This is a genomic window from Ruegeria sp. N7 (assembly GCF_056531345.1).
The window spans coordinates 179480-193295 of record NZ_JBQFLR010000005.1 but is presented as its reverse complement, the minus strand read 5'-3'; the positions used below and the strand labels follow the sequence as shown (position 1 = coordinate 193295).

Genomic DNA, 13816 nt, shown 5'->3' with positions numbered 1-13816 from the left:
CTCAGCATTGGGCTGGAAAAGCCCTGTCGCATTCGAAAGGAAAGTGGCTTAAACGAGCACTTGGGGCGGCACAAAAACGGGACAGGTCCATCGCTGAAGCTACCGAGACCATAAACTCGACCATTAATTTACTTTATCAAGCCGCGGGAGGTGATGTGCTTCGAAGATTTGATCAAGGAGCATACAGCGGGCGCGTCGGCTTGGTTGGGTTAGAGTCCATCGCCGTAGGTGTTGCGCGCAATCTTGGAGCAATTCTTCAGGAGCAAGATCCTGTTCAATTCGTTCTAGATAAATCACGAGCCTTTTGGTCGCAGCCTGACGTTACGGATTTTGTCTCGCCAGGGATGCGCGGGACAACAAGGATTCAGAAGACAGTCCCTTTCGGGAACGATTGGTTTAGACCATGAGCAAACCATATTCTGCCGACGACTTCTCACAACTTGTCACCTCCGACAGGACATGGCGAATCCGGGAGATATCTGACCTCAAGACTGCGATCCGGCGAGCAGACCAATCTCTAGAAAAAGTACTTCTTCGAGCATTGGTAACTGTCTCGTACGCACATTGGGAAGGACATGTTAGAAATTCGGCAAGGTTGTATTTAACTCATATAGCCTTGCGTAAATTTCAGTACGCGAACCTTAGTCCGCAGTTCCTGAAAAACTATTTCCTGCCAAGATTGTCGGCACTTTCAACAAGCAAGAGTAACATGGCGTCCAAATGTGCGTTGTTGGATGAAATTCTAGTGGCTTCGAGCAAACAGTTTTCTCGTGTGAATGATGACCTAGTGAACACAAAGTCCAATTTGAACTCGGAAGTGCTCCGCGAAATTTGCCTAGTTTGCGAGATACCGAGCGAAGAATTTGATGAGCATGAGAGTTTCATTGACGCGATCCTACTGAAGCGACGCAACGCCATTGCTCACGGCGAAGATACTTTCGTCGCTAAAAGTGACTTGGATGAATTAGCGGATAAAACCATAGGATTGATGAGAATGTTTGGTGATGCCCTCGACAACAGGGTTCAGCTCAAATCATACTTGGCAGCGTAAGGGCGGCAGTGTTTTGTTCTGAGGCATCGTTTGCAATCACTAGTCGCCGATTAGACTGCCTAATGACTTTGCGAAGTCCGCTTCCTGCGCATTGCTGCAATTGGGGCATCGCGCAACATCGGTCAAAGTGGGCTCAGTGCCGCCGAATGCCCTTGCAGAAAGTCTCAAGTTGCAGTTGCAACGGAACCAGCCATCGACAAATTCTAGCAAGCCGTTGATCTTGTGTCGTATCGTGCATTCCGCGGTCGTTGACATCTCAAGAGCAGTGGTTCGCGCCGCAAGCGGCGAAATCTGACTGTGAGCCCAAAATGACCGATGCTGCGCTTTGCATGAATGTCCAGATCAAAGGACATCCTGAACACAACACAATCAACGGCGGTTTGACCTGAGAATGGGTACGCGCATACGCTGTCGCTAACAGAAAAAGCGACAAAGGTTTTTCCATGACATTTCAATTGGCAGGTAACGGACCCAAAATCTACGAAGAAATCATGGTGCCCCTTTGGTTTGGCCGATGGGCTGAGGCGCTTGTTGAACAGGCTTCACTAGTTTCTTCGGAACGTGTCTTGGATGTTGCTTGCGGAACAGGTGTGACAACCCGACTGGCAAAGTCAAAGGTTGGAGCAAGCGGGAAGGTCGATGGTCTGGATATCAACGCGCCAATGCTCGCCAAGGCAAAAGATTTAGCCGGTGATCTCGATATTCAATGGATTGAGAGCGATGTATGCAGCAGCGGACTGCCATCAGGGTCTTACGATGTCATTCTTTCGCAGCATGGCTACCATTACTTTCCGGAACAGCCCAAAGCTCTGAGTGAGTTCTTGCGGCTCCTGGTTCCAGGCGGGCGTTTGGCCTTCTCAATCTGGGATGGTCATAGCGCTTACACTGAAGCCCTCTGCTCTGCCGTTGCCCACCACATCTCCCCCGAGATTGCAGAAAAGCAGAGCGCTCAACGGCAGACGCCACCGGTGGAAGAATTAAGAAAACAGGTCGCGGATCAAGGGTTTTCGGATGTGGCCGTTCAGAGGCAAGAGCTGATGATCGATGTTCCGCTTGCGCCAGAATTTGTTCCCATGCATCTGGCGTCTATGCCTATTGCAGGCGCATTTCTCGCACTCGAAGAAGATGCGCAAAGTGCCTTGATTCAAGAGGTCGCGGAAATGCTCGACGCATATGTTGTGGGCGATAGACTTGTCTACCCTGACGCGGTGAATGTCGTGACAGGACGCAAATAATATCCTCGCGTCGCTCATGCCCGCGTGAATCCACAACCCAGATAGGTTGATATCTAACTGCAACGTTGCTGCGTCAGGCGCTGAAAGCAGACACTTGCGCCCGTGCAGCGAATTCACGCTGCGTCCGCGTCTTTCTTGTCTGACTTGGCTGCGGCGAAAGCACAGTATGGGTTCGGGCAAGATCCGCGCTGCTGAACGACTGCTTCGGTGACATGCGCTGCACGGCAACAGAAGGTGCGCCGCGACTGCAAAGTTATGCTGCGTCAGCGAGGGTTGAAAATCCAAAGTCGGGTTTGTCCCGCTCACCGCCAATTCACGCGCGACCAGGTGAACGGCCCCTATCTCGAAGGGCGGCCATTCAAGCCTGGCGCAGCGAAGGTTCCGAGAGAGCCCTAAGCAGAACGTTAGATTTTCTCAGTGTGCCACGCTGCAACAGATACGCTGCCGAATTCAGCGTAAACTGGAGTAGTAACAATCAGCGTTGAAACCTGTTATTTTGCTGATCGTTTCGAGACGGCCCTTTGATCTGTAAGCTGACGTTGTTGTTATCCCGTAGCCATATTCCCGTTTTAAGATGATCGGTAAGCCAACGGCGAACTGATGCATGTGGGGGATTTCTGCGTTTGGGTCCTTGATTGCATTTTTCGGAGATTTTTGCAGGGCGCGCTCGCGAAAATCAGAGTAACTCTGCCCACCAATCACCGTTTGATTGGCAAGGTTCTGAAGCCTTGGACCAAGTTTGGCGTCCTTGAAAAAGTCGGTACCGAAACTTCTGGCAACTAGCGCGTAACCAAAGGCGCTTTCTGCTCCCAGAGTGTGATACCAATAGCCGCGGTAGCCGCGAAATGAGTTTTCTTTCAGCATGCCTTGGGCATCTATCTTTTTGATGAAAGAGGAGCGGCGCTTGCGTATTTCGCTTTTGGCGAGCCATGCATCACGTTTCCACCTAGCGTAGGCAAGCACGCCCAAACCATAGTCTCCAAATTCATACAATCCGTCACTTTGCGCGCCGTTTGACGCCAGTGGGGAAAGGAATTTCTTGTAGATCTTGTCAAAGTACGTATCCAGTATTCGTTTCTGGTCTGGTGTCGCGTATTCCTCAAGCACAATGGCCGAATACAACATTGCAACGCCAGTATAGCCAGTGTGTTGCACAACATGCAGTGGACATGGTTGGTCGCTTCGGCCACCTTTCCAGCACTCCACTTTCTTTGCGCTATTATATGATGGGGCATTCAGCAGGGCGTTCGCTTTCCCAAGATGGACCAGAGTGCCCAAGATTTTTTTGCTGGCCGCGGCGTCACCTTTTGCCGCCGCGCCATATGAAACTTCTAAGAGCTTTGTCCACCTTTTGGAGAAGGCATCGTGGTTGACGTTCAGAGAATTGGTGCTCGTCATGCTCGCTGAACTTAGTGCTGAAATCATCTTAAGGTCACTGTTCAGGCGAGATGAAGAAAAAAACTTCGAGCATGCAGAGCCTTGCAGGCGTTCAGCAAAGAAGTCCGTTGGGAACGTCACGTTTTGCGCACTTGCCGACGTCGCAATGATCGACGACACTAAAAAAACGGATAAGATCCAATGTCTAAAGAATATTTGCATTTTGCTTCTTCAGGTTCCCCGTATTCAGAGAATTGGAATGTACTGATATTTACAACGTCAAAGGCCCGCTTTTATCAGTTAGTACTATCCACGCGCTCAACTTCTAGAATATACCCTCGTGATGATCCGGTGCCGTTTGCATCGTCCCAATACGGTGAAGGCTGATGAACGTAATTGTGGAACCGAACGACGTCCGAGTTCCCGCCATGATTGTTTGGCTGGCCTTCTGACCAGTTCGAAAACGTAACCGGTTCGCCGCTGACCAGCGCCCACCCACCGTCTGGCTCAATAGCACCTTCCTCCTGATATGTGCCGATCCAAGGTCCGAAAGCTTGCCCATCCTGATGCATATCCCACAAGCGCTCATCGTTCTTAATGAGTTCGAAAACAAAACTGTTCTCAGCTTCGGATGTAATGGAAGCTAAATAGCCACCCCTCTCTTTGGCATCTGCAACAGCTGACTGCCAGGAACTGCCCCATGTCAAAATTGCATAATAGGAATGTTCATTCCATTCGCCTGATGCAACTACGTCAGACATCTTAGGCAGTGGAGGTGCATCTAGGTTGCTTTCAGACGTCCACGGCGGCGATCCACCAGAAAGCGTTGTAGTGCTGTCACGAGCAGTAAGAACATACACAAGACCCAAGCAGGCGGCAGCGAAAAAGGCACCTCCCGCGGCCAGAATGCGCAGCTTATTTTCTTTACGCACACTGACATCTTGGACGCCTTCAACGTTGTAAGCGCGCACCGGACGATCAATGTTCCTTAATCGCTTGGTTCCCATGGCACGGAATCCAAGGGATAGCTTGCCTTGTATCTGGTCGTGTACCTCGCCAGACAAGCAGATTCCACCAGGTTCAGCGAGGCTTTCTAGTCGAGCGGCCACATTTACGCTGTCACCTAAAAGATCACCATCTTGAAGGATCACGTCTCCGACATTTATCCCGATGCGAAACTGAACTTGAGAAGACGACGGAACCGAGAGGTTGCGTGTCCGTATTGCTTCCTGAATTTCAACGGCACATCGCACCGCTTCGACAGAGCTCGCAAATTCAGCAATAATGCTGTCACCTGCGGTGTTGGCAATCCGACCACCAAAATTCTCAATAAGCGCATCAGTCACTGATCGATGCTCTAAGAGCATTTTAGCAGTGCCTTCTTCATCGATGCTGGTAAGACGACTATATCCGGCAACGTCGGCAGCCAGTATCGCTGCAAGACGTCTTGCAATCTTGTTAGAACTCGCTTGCGTTTCGTTATCTTGCGGCAAAATTCATCATCTTCTGATGCAATGGTAAGAGTGTTACGTTCGCGACTAACGCTTACCAAAAAATACCGAGACCAAATCGAAAATCTAGCGCTTTCTCATTTCCAACTCCCGCGGTTTTCCAATGATCAGGCGTTCGTGTAGCTTATTTGCTTCGAGGTGAGTGCCAGCTACATCCGCAGACCACCAGCTCGCCGTACGCTCAATTTTGCCACCGCAGCGAAAGTCTGGTCTGGTGAAGCTATGCCGCAGCGCTTGACCGATCCTCCGATCCGCCGCATGCCACCCCATCGTCAGTTCGATGACGTGCCACTGTACCACGTATCCGGGGATATTAAAAAAATACCGAATATTGGTATATGTGATATCTAGGAGGCAAACATGGCAAAGAACACTTCGATGTCCCTTGGGGACCATTTTGCCGGTTTCATCGACACTCAGGTCAGCAACGGACGCTACGGCTCGGCAAGCGATGTCGTACGGGCAGGCCTAAGGCTTCTCGAGGAGCATGAAGCCAGAATCCAGGCGCTGAAGGACGCATTGATCGTTGGTGAAAACTCGGGTGAACCACGTGCCTTTGACCGCGAGGCGTTTCAGGAACGCATGCGCCAGAAGAACAGCACCTGATATCTCAAAAATATGTGCTTTCACCGATGGCGGAAGCTGATCTCGAAGGGATTTGAATTTACACGGCGCAAGAATGGTCACGCGAACGAGCCGAGGTGTATTCCAACGACATCATCGACGCGTTTGAAGATATCGCGGCGGGGAAGAAGGCGGGCAGACCATCTTTAGTCCGCGAGGGATATCTCAAGACATTGATCGGTAGGCATGCGATTTACTATCAAATTCGAGGCGAGTTGATCGCGATCATCAGAATACTGCATCAAAGTATGGATATGGAACAGCACTTGTAGTCTCGGCGAATGGCAGAAATGCGGGCTGCACACACAGCATTTGATCGCATTGTCCAAGGTATCCTTCGAGCCGGAGCGAAGGCCGGATTTGACTATGGCCAATTTAATGCTGCGAAGCCGAGAACGACGACATTGAGCCCAAAGTCTCAGATGCCGCGCTTCGTACGAATGTTTGCTAGGTATTTCGACGAGGTGTAAGCCCTGTGATTTGGATAGCAGTTTCGTTGGCTCCATTTACGGCCGCACTTTTGGAGCGGCTATTCCGAGACCTCGTGGGTGGCAAAGGCATCCGCATAGTCAGGATGCCAGCGCGACAGCGCGGGCCGGTTATGGACAATATCACCTAGGGCCCATTCGACGCGTTTCCTGTCGCGGGCTTCTGAGACATCGTTGTCGGGGCAGAGAATATAGAAATCTCCGTTCGACATGCGCTTCAGCAGATAGTCGATGGCCTCGACGCTTGACCATGCCGCCGCGGGCTTTTCGGGCATGAACTTCTGGATCATGCCCGTATAGGTAAAGCCGGGCACAAACAAATGGACGCTGATTTCGGCACCCGCCTCGCGCAGCTCGTGGGCCAGCATCTCGGTCATGACCTTCACAGCGGCCTTGCTGGTGTTATAGGCGGCGTTACCGGGTGGCGTGGTGATCCCCTGTTTCGAGCCTGTGTTGATAACCACGGCAGGGCGTGCTGCGGCGATCATCCGCGGCAGGAAGGCGTGCACTCCGCTCATGACGCCAAACAGATTGACCTCTATCAGTTTCCGCCAGTTCTCACTGTTTTCCCAACTGCCGGTCGGCAGCGCAATCCCGGCATTGTTCATCAAAACAGCCACCTCTCCGAGTTCAAAGACCTGATCGGCGAGATCCGTCATGGCTGCGGCGTTGGTCACGTCCGCGGGGATCGCCCGAACCGTCTGGGACGTATCCGCCAGTTCGATCAAATCCGCCTCGGCCTTGTCCAGCGCCTCTCCCGGAAGATCGACCAGCACAACACCCAGACCCGCCTGCAGGAACCGTTTGGCCGCAGCGAGACCCACGCCGCTTGCCGCCCCGGTGACAACGGCCAGGCCGCCTTTTTCGACTGCTTTTTGGTACATGTTTTTTCCTCTCATGATGACGGGTCACGTCGTGTTTCAGGGCGCCATCTTTTGTTTAATGCCCCCGATGAACGCCGCATCGTCCTGTTGTTTGCGGGCATCCAGCAAAGCCTCGGCATCAGGTCCTGCGCGATACCGTAAACGGTCGCTGCTATCGTTGGCCGCGTCCCAAATCACCTCAGCAACCGTCTCTGGCGCAGAAGGGTTCGATGCGAGTCTGCCGAACAGGCGCCCCATGGCTTCGGCCATCGGCGTGTAGCCTGACAGATTTTCATCCATCGCAAAATCGAACGAGCTGCCGCCGAAATTCGTCTGGATCATGCCAGGCTGAACAATACGCACCCGTATGCCCAACGGTTCCAACTCGTAGTGCAGGGCTTCGGACAGACCTTCCACCGCAAACTTGGTGCCGTGATAAAGCGCACCCAGTGGGAAGGTGATCTGCCCACCGATGGACGAGATATTGATCACCGTGCCGGAACGGTTTTGACGAAAGTGCGGAAGCACCGCTTTGGTCACCTCTATCAAGCCGATAACGTTGGTGTCGAACTGGCGTCGGATGCGGTCCATCGTAAAGGCTTCGAGCGCGCCATAGGCCCCATAGCCTGCATTGTTCAGCAAAACGTCGATCTGTCCAAAGCGATCGATGCCCTCTGCCACGGCCGCCGCGATTGATTTGGCATCCGTCACGTCCAGCCGCGCCAGGTGGACGTTCTCCAAATTGGCAAGATCCAAGCCGCTGGCAGGGGTCCGCATCGTGGCAACGACGTTCCATCCCCTGGCCTGAAAATACCCGGCCGTTGCCGCGCCGATACCAGACGACGCGCCGGTAATTAGAATGGTCTTCATATCATCGATCCCCTGGTGCCTATAAGCACAATACTCAAGAAATCTGCGTGACTCTTTTTCTATACTCCAAAATTTTTGCACAATTCTCTGGAAACGGAATTTTTTTAAGAAGTAAGTCTGCGTCCATGCAAAAGGAGGGCAAAGGCCTTTTCAGAAGAACTTTGCTTGAGCGGGGCAGGGCGGTTGCGCAGCTTTTGCCCATGACCAATCCTGCCTCTTTCAAGTATTTCAAATCCAGTCCCGAGATCATCCGCCTCGCAGTGATGCTGTACATCCGTTTCCCGCTCTCGCTTCGGAATGTCGAAGACATGTTGCACGAGCGAGGCATCGACGTGAGCCACGAAACTGTCCGGTATTGGTGGAACAGGTTTGGCCCAGTGTTTGCTGCTGAAATTCGAAGAATGCGTGTTAAGCAATTGAGAGCATACTGCAAATGGAAGTGGCGCGTAGACGAAGTTTTCGTGAAGGTGAATGGCAAGCGGCATTACCTTTGGCGGGCTGTGGATCATGACGGCGAGGTGCCGGAGGCCGTTGTTGCCAAACGCAGAAACAAAGCTGCAGCGCTGAAATTCCTCAAGAAATTGATGAAGCGACATGGTAAGGCGGAAACCGTCGCCACGGGTCGCTTCGCATCGTACCGGGCCGCTCTCAGAAAGCTTGGCTCTACCGAAAAACAAAGGACGGGTAGGTGGCTCAACAACCGCGTCGAGAACTCGCACCTGCCTTTCCGACGAAGAGAACGCGCGATGCAGCGTTTCAGGCACATGCAAAGTTTGCAGAAGTTCGCCGCCGTCCACGCGTCCGTCTACAACCACTTCAACCAGGAAAGATCGCTAGCCAGCCGAGACAACTTCAAGTTGACATGCACCGCCGCTCTCGCCGAGTGGCGTCAGCTTTGTTCTGGATAGGTTCGTGGTTTCTGCGGCAAACTGAGACTGGTTCGAATTCGTCTGACAGCACCGCCACCCATACCGTCTTTGTTCAGCGTTTTTTGCAGAGAATTGAACTGCCGTTCCGGTCGGGTGTCGACAGCTTCCTTATCAGAAAAGTCGTGATGTCCGTTGCGGCCCAGTCAGCGACCCAGTCGCTGCGCAGGTCAGGTAAGTTGGCCTGACTTCACCCTCAGCAAAACACATGGTCAGTGAAAACACACAGAAATTGCAAATAAGTTATATTGCGCCTAGAGCTTTTGCCGGAGGCACGCATGAAACTGACATCCTATTCCAACTATGCGCTGCGATCTTTGCAACTGGCTGCGCTCAAGGCCCCAGATCGCATTCGCGTTGACGATGTCGTGCGGGTGCACGGCCTTGCCCGGCCGCATATTGTAAAAATCGTGCACGAGTTGGGTCGGGCCGGGTATCTGGAAACAGCACGCGGCAGAGGCGGTGGTTTCCGGTTGGCTAAACCCGCGGAACAGATAAAGATCGGCGATGTAATTCGCCTGACCGAAGGGCCCCTGGATGTGGTCGAATGCTTTAACCCTGAAAAAAACACCTGCCCTCTGATCGGTATATGTAAATTGTCCCAAGCGATCCAAAAAGCGACCGGGGCATTCATGGCTGTGCTTGATGATCTGACGCTGGCTGACATTGCCTCAAACAGAAACGAGTTGTTAAACCGTATCGCGCCGATTGAGGAGGGCATCGTGGCACCTATGCGCAACGCAAGATGACAATCCTAGATTGGACTGAGCGATTTCACGGGACTAGTCGCCTTCCGAAAGCTGTGCGTGAAAGGTTGCGTACAGCGGCCCGTATCGTGCGGTGCCCAAAAGGCGCTCAGGTATTCGGCCCTGACAACGTTCCCGACAGCCTATTGTTCTTGTACGACGGACGGATTCGCGTTTCTCAAAGTTCGGATTCGGGCCGCGAGATCGTGCTCTATCGGGTCGAGGCGGGGGAAAGCTGTGTACTGACGACGGCCTGTATGCTGGCAGAAGAAGCATATAACGCTGAAGGTATTGCCGAAACCGACGTAACGGCGGTGACGTTGCCGAAACATGCCTTTGACCGTTTGATCTCGGAAGAAGACGCATTTCGCGAGTTTGTATTCGAGGCCTACTCGCGCCGACTGATTGATCTGTTGCGGGTGGTCGATGACGTGGCATTCGGGCACCTGGATATTCGCCTGGCTGAACGTCTTCTGGTTCTGGCCGGGGGGCGGGAAGACATTCAGGCAACGCATCAGCAACTTGCCAGCGAACTGGGCACCGCGCGTGAAGTTGTCTCGCGGATTTTGCAGGACTTTCAAAAGCGCGAGATGATTACCCAATCGCGGGGGCGCATTACGATAACCGACAAGGCGGCATTGGAACGCTTGGCGCAAAGCACTTGACCATTTCGGGAAATTTTCCGGTTTCGTGACTTTGTCACTGAAGTCAGGATTTCAAAGTTATATTTACTCCTCAACTTTTCATGCCGCCAAGGTGATTGCAGGTCTCACGCGACGGCCGGATATGGGCTGGCAGAAACAGAGGAGACGAAGATGGATGAGCGCAAACCCGCCCGGACGTTCGGCGGCATCGCCATTGCGTTGCTTGTTGCTGCTTTGGTCGGCGCGGCTGGCAGTTACATCTTTCTGATGTCCGGGCACGGGCATCGCCAGGGCATGGCCGGTGAACGGGCAGAGCATCGTCACGGTGCAGACGGGCAAGGCCACGACGAGGTCAACATGCCGGGGCTGCGGGGCGAGAACGCAACGCCCGAGGAAAGCGCCGAGCTTGCTGTGATGTTCCGCAATTTCGATACAATCACGCGCGAGGTTGAAAACCTTCCCAATGGTATTCGCACTGTCACGAGATCTTCCGACCCGGATGTCATGGATGCTCTGGTCTCCCATGTTGCCGGGATGATCGATCGGGTGGGCCGCAAGGATGATCCGATGATCATCATTCAGAGCCCGACCCTCGACATATTTTTTGATAATGGCGACAAGATCACGTCGGATATCGAAGTGACCTCTGAAGGGATCGTAGTGGTGCAAACATCCGACGATCCGGAAATAGCCAAAGCCATGCATATCCATGCGGCCGAAGTGAGCGCGATGGCGGATCGCGGCATGGACGCCGTCCACGAAATGATGATGACACGCGGCGGAAACGGGTAAAGGATCCGCGCCAGTTAGGAGGCAAGATCATGAATGATCAGAAGTCTATCGAGATACACAACCAAAAGATGGCCGACGCGATAGCGACGCCGATTGGAAGCTACCCAGTGGATCTGAGCGTGAAGCCCGATGTCCAGGGTTTTTACGACGAGGCGACCGCGACAATCAGTTATATCGTTGCGGACCCGACCTCGAATTCCTGTGCGATTATCGACAGTGTCATGGACATCGATTATGCCGCTGGCCGCATTACGTTTGGCCATGCCGACATGCTGATTGCCGAGGTTGAAAAGAGGGGCCTCAAGCTGGAATGGATCATTGAGACCCACGCCCATGCCGACCACCTGTCAGCCGCGCCTTACATCCAGCAAAAGCTGGGCGGCAAGATCGGCATCGGTGAAAACATCAAGATCGTGCAAGACGTGTTTGGCAAGATCTTCAATGAAGGCACCGAATTTCAGCGGGACGGCAGCCAGTTTGACGCCCTGTTCGTCGATGGCATGACCTACAAGATCGGCAACATGACCGCCTTTACCATGCATACGCCGGGCCACACACCCGCCTGCATGGTGCATGTTGTCGGGGATGCAGCCTTTGTGGGCGACACGTTGTTCATGCCTGACGGTGGCTCGGCGCGGGCCGATTTCCCCGGTGGTGACGCGGGGACATTATTTGACTCGATCCACAAAGTGCTCAGCCTGCCGGACGAAACCCGGCTGTTCATGTGTCACGATTATGGTCCCAACGGGCGTGACATCCAGTGGGAAACCACGGTAGCCGAGGAGAAGGCCCACAACATTCACGTGGGCGGTGGCAAGACTAGGGACGAGTTCATCAAGATGCGGTCCGAGCGCGACGCGACGCTGGCGATGCCGACGCTGATCGTACCTTCGATTCAGGTCAACATCCGGGCGGGCGGCATTCCAACGGACCAGGATGGGAACCAGATGCTCAAAGTTCCAGTCAACAAGCTCTGAACGCAAGAGGCACCCATGGACATCAGAAAGATATCAGGCTCAGTTTCGGTGTCGCCGCAGGTTACGCCAAATGACATCGAGGCGATAAAAGGCGCGGGCTTTCGTGCCATCATTTGCAACCGCCCCGATGGCGAAGGTGCCGATCAGCCGACATTCGAGGAAATCGAGGTAGCAGCGGAGAAACTGGGTCTCGAGGTACGCTATGTTCCAGTGCAAACCGGGATCGTCAGGGACGAAGACGCCGATGCCTTTGGCCGCGCGCTGACCGAGTTGCCGGGGCCGGTTCTGGCCTATTGCCGGACCGGCACGCGTTCGGCCACTCTGTGGTCGCTGAACGAGGCGGCGCACAAGCGTCCGGTGTCCGAGATCCTGTCAGCCACCAAGGTCGCCGGTTATGACATGAGCGGCGTTGCCCGCCGCATTGCCAATGGTGGGAAAACGCCGACCGACACGGGCGACGCATCCTTCGACGTGGTTATCGTGGGCGGTGGGGCTGGCGGTATTGCCACTGCGGCCAGCCTGCACGCGCGCAAATCCGACCTGTCGATCGCCATCATTGATCCGTCTGACGTGCATTATTATCAGCCCGGCTGGACGTTGGTGGGCGGGGGTGTCTTCTCAGCAGAACAGACCGCCAAGACGATGGGATCCCTGATCCCGCGCGGGGTTAAGTGGATCAAGGCGGCAGTTGCGGCCTTCGAGCCGCAAAACAATGCAGTTATTCTGGATGGCTGTCGCGTGGTGAAATACGACCGTCTTGTCGTGTCTCCGGGGCTCAAGCTGGATTGGGGCGCAGTCGAAGGGCTGGAAGAAACCTTGGGCCGTAACGGGGTGACCTCGAACTACCGCTATGATCTGGCGCCCTACACATGGCAGCTTGTCGAAGGGCTTAAGGAAGGCCGGGCGCTGTTCACGCAGCCGCCGATGCCAATCAAATGCGCGGGCGCGCCACAAAAAGCGCTGTACCTGTCGGGTGATGCATGGTTCCGGCGCGGCGTTCTGAAGGATATCGACATCCAGTTCATGAACGCGGGCGGCGTGCTGTTCGGGGTCAAGGACTATGTCCCGGCGCTGATGGAATACGTCACAAAATACGACGCCTCACTGAATTTCTTTCACAATCTGGTGTCGGTAGATGGGGCGGCGAAAAAAGCGACCTTTAAGGTTGCAATGCCGGATGCCGAGCCCGAGTTGGTCACAGTCGAGTTTGACATGATGCATGTCTGCCCACCACAGGTCGCGCCGGACTTTATTCGCGTGTCGCCGCTGGCGGATGCGGGTGGCTGGGTCGATGTTGATCAGGCGACGCTGCGCCACAAGAGCTTTGACAATATCTGGTCGCTGGGCGACGTGATGAACGCGCCCAACGCCAAAACCGCGGCGGCGGCGCGTAAACAGGCACCGACCGTGGCCGACAATATCGTAGCAGACATTCAGGGCCGTGGCCCGGTTGCCGCCTATGACGGCTACGGTTCGTGCCCGTTGACGGTCGAGCGCGGCAAGATCGTTCTGGCCGAGTTCGCCTATGGTGGGGTGATGACGCCCAGTTTCCCGAAATTCCTGATCGATGGAACCAAACCCAGCCGGTTGGCGTGGCTGTTGAAGGAGAAGTTGCTGCCGCCGATTTACTGGTCCGCGATGCTGAAGGGCAAAGAGTGGTTGGCCAAGCCCGAACCATTGAAGGTGGCGACCGATTAACTCCTTTCGAAACT

15 protein-coding genes are annotated in these 13816 nt (G+C 54.1%); 11 read left to right on the top strand and 4 right to left on the bottom strand.

Annotated features, from left to right (window positions below; all coding sequences use genetic code 11):
* The 3 genes from ACR0ES_RS09420 to ACR0ES_RS09410 form a co-directional block, all read left to right on the top strand.
* Positions 1-407, top strand: a 407-nt coding sequence (locus tag ACR0ES_RS09420) for a hypothetical protein (protein WP_480870387.1), incomplete at its 5' end; no start/stop codon positions are given.
* Positions 404-1051: an MAE_28990/MAE_18760 family HEPN-like nuclease gene (locus tag ACR0ES_RS09415; RefSeq protein ID WP_480870385.1), complete on the top strand. Its 648-nt coding sequence runs from the start codon at positions 404-406 to the stop codon at positions 1049-1051. The genes ACR0ES_RS09420 and ACR0ES_RS09415, both read left to right, overlap by 4 nt.
* A gap of 443 nt (positions 1052-1494) precedes the next feature.
* Entirely contained in the window at positions 1495-2286 is a 792-nt protein-coding gene (locus ACR0ES_RS09410; protein WP_480623452.1) for a class I SAM-dependent methyltransferase, read from the top strand.
* 450 nt (positions 2287-2736) lie between these two features.
* Here ACR0ES_RS09410 and ACR0ES_RS09405 read toward each other — a convergent pair whose 3' ends face one another.
* The gene (locus tag ACR0ES_RS09405) at positions 2737-3885 is read right to left on the bottom strand and encodes a hypothetical protein (protein WP_480607946.1); all 1149 of its coding nucleotides are present in this window, start codon (positions 3883-3885) and stop codon (positions 2737-2739) included.
* Positions 3886-3959: 74 nt separating this feature from the next.
* Positions 3960-5156, bottom strand: coding sequence for an adenylate/guanylate cyclase domain-containing protein (locus tag ACR0ES_RS09400; protein WP_480607943.1), 1197 nt, complete (start codon positions 5154-5156; stop codon positions 3960-3962).
* A 378-nt stretch (positions 5157-5534) separates the two neighbouring features.
* Between ACR0ES_RS09400 and ACR0ES_RS09395 the strand changes: the two genes are divergently transcribed.
* Positions 5535-5780, top strand: a complete 246-nt coding sequence (locus tag ACR0ES_RS09395; protein WP_209504385.1) for a type II toxin-antitoxin system ParD family antitoxin — start codon at positions 5535-5537, stop codon at positions 5778-5780.
* A gap of 56 nt (positions 5781-5836) precedes the next feature.
* On the top strand, positions 5837-6070 hold the full coding sequence (locus ACR0ES_RS09390; protein ID WP_480773609.1) for a type II toxin-antitoxin system RelE/ParE family toxin: 234 nt from the start codon (positions 5837-5839) through the stop codon (positions 6068-6070).
* A gap of 257 nt (positions 6071-6327) precedes the next feature.
* Here the strand turns inward: ACR0ES_RS09390 and ACR0ES_RS09385 are convergent, their stop codons facing one another.
* Together ACR0ES_RS09385 and ACR0ES_RS09380 are read right to left on the bottom strand one after the other, a co-directional pair.
* Entirely contained in the window at positions 6328-7170 is an 843-nt protein-coding gene (locus ACR0ES_RS09385; protein WP_480505778.1) for an SDR family NAD(P)-dependent oxidoreductase, read from the bottom strand.
* Positions 7171-7206: 36 nt separating this feature from the next.
* The gene (locus ACR0ES_RS09380) at positions 7207-8019 is read right to left on the bottom strand and encodes an SDR family oxidoreductase (protein ID WP_480870382.1); all 813 of its coding nucleotides are present in this window, start codon (positions 8017-8019) and stop codon (positions 7207-7209) included.
* 200 nt (positions 8020-8219) lie between these two features.
* Here ACR0ES_RS09380 and ACR0ES_RS09375 point away from each other — a divergent pair, with 200 nt between their 5' ends.
* The 6 genes from ACR0ES_RS09375 to ACR0ES_RS09350 all read left to right on the top strand — a co-directional run bounded on the left by ACR0ES_RS09375 (position 8220) and on the right by ACR0ES_RS09350 (position 13802).
* Positions 8220-8927, top strand: a complete 708-nt coding sequence (locus ACR0ES_RS09375) for an IS6 family transposase (protein ID WP_480870379.1) — start codon at positions 8220-8222, stop codon at positions 8925-8927.
* Positions 8928-9223: 296 nt separating this feature from the next.
* Entirely contained in the window at positions 9224-9694 is a 471-nt protein-coding gene (locus ACR0ES_RS09370) for an Rrf2 family transcriptional regulator (RefSeq protein WP_480476276.1), read from the top strand.
* Entirely contained in the window at positions 9691-10356 is a 666-nt protein-coding gene (locus tag ACR0ES_RS09365) for a Crp/Fnr family transcriptional regulator (protein WP_480505772.1), read from the top strand. The genes ACR0ES_RS09370 and ACR0ES_RS09365 overlap by 4 nt, the downstream gene beginning before the upstream one ends.
* 150 nt (positions 10357-10506) lie before the next feature.
* A complete protein-coding gene (locus ACR0ES_RS09360) occupies positions 10507-11127 on the top strand; it encodes a hypothetical protein (protein WP_480773519.1) in 621 nt (206 codons plus the stop codon).
* Between the two features lie 92 nt (positions 11128-11219).
* Positions 11220-12104 carry an MBL fold metallo-hydrolase gene (locus ACR0ES_RS09355; RefSeq protein ID WP_209504912.1) on the top strand — a complete coding sequence of 295 codons (885 nt, stop codon included), beginning with the start codon at positions 11220-11222 and terminating at the stop codon, positions 12102-12104.
* Between the two features lie 15 nt (positions 12105-12119).
* A complete protein-coding gene (locus ACR0ES_RS09350; RefSeq protein ID WP_480481728.1) occupies positions 12120-13802 on the top strand; it encodes a bifunctional protein tyrosine phosphatase family protein/NAD(P)/FAD-dependent oxidoreductase in 1683 nt (560 codons plus the stop codon).
* Positions 13803-13816 lie beyond the last annotated feature (14 nt).